This is a genomic window from Bowmanella yangjiangensis (assembly GCF_017255015.1).
Classification (GTDB): domain Bacteria; phylum Pseudomonadota; class Gammaproteobacteria; order Enterobacterales; family Alteromonadaceae; genus Bowmanella; species Bowmanella yangjiangensis.
Window position 1 is genome coordinate 1 of sequence record NZ_JAFKCS010000298.1, and the last position, 985, is coordinate 985.

The window sequence follows — 985 nt, forward strand, 5'->3', positions numbered from 1 at the left end:
CGTCGAGGTGCCAGTTGTCCTTGAGGTAGATCGAGTTCGACGTCAGCTCGTTGCGACGGTTGCTCTGCGTTGCGCTGACCACGCAGGGTTCCGGCAGGTTGCCGTAGACCGGGTCGTGGATGCTGATGTCGCGCCGCATGCTGGCGAGGTTGCGGTAGGTCTTGCCGCGGTACTGATCATTGAGTTCGTGCTCGACACCGATCAGCAGGTCATGCCGCTGGCCGAACAGGCGCTGCTGGCCGATGAAGTCCAGGCTGCTGTAGCGGGTTTCATCGTCGTAGTGCGCGCCGTTGCCGACGCGTCTGAAGGTGCCGGTCGTGGCATTCAGCGAGTTGGCCACCGGCTGGGCGATGGAGAGGCCGTAGGTGTCATTGTTCCAGGCGTGGGTGAAACGGGTCTTCCAGTCGTCGTTCAACTGATACTCGAATACCGCGCGGGCGCTCTCGGCGATGCCCCGGGTTTCGGCCCAGCGCTCATCCAGGCGCTTGGCATAGTCGTCAGCGGCCGGGTGGCCGTCGCTGAACACGGTGCCACGGTCGAACGGCGCGGAGTAATCGTTGTATTCGTATGACAGCGTCAGGCTGGCACGCTCGCCGGTCCAGGTCAGCGACGGGGCGATCAGCACCTGCTCGTGGCTACCGTAGTTGCGCCAGTAGTCTTCGTGCTGGCGCTCGGTGATGAGGCGGTAGGCCAGGCCGCTGTCACCCAGCGGGCCTGTGGTGTCCAGCGACAGCGAGCCGCCGCCCTCGCTGAACAGGGAGCCGCTCAGGGTCGTGCGCTGCTGGTACTGCGGCAGTTTGCTGATGACGTTGATCAGCCCGCCCGGGTCCATCGCGCCATAGAGCAGTGCGGCAGGCCCCTTGAGTACCTCCACCCGTTCGCTGGTGGCGGTGAAGTTCTTCGACAGGTTCGAGCGGATGCCGTCACGCAGGATCGAGCCGTCGGAGTTGGTGCCGAAGCCGCGCTTGATGAAGGCATCCTTGGT

1 protein-coding gene is annotated in these 985 nt (G+C 64.5%); it reads right to left on the reverse strand.

From position 1 onward, the window contains the following. Window positions 1-985 (reverse strand): TonB-dependent siderophore receptor (locus J0A65_RS24115; RefSeq protein WP_206596801.1); only part of this gene is annotated, 985 nt, incomplete at both ends.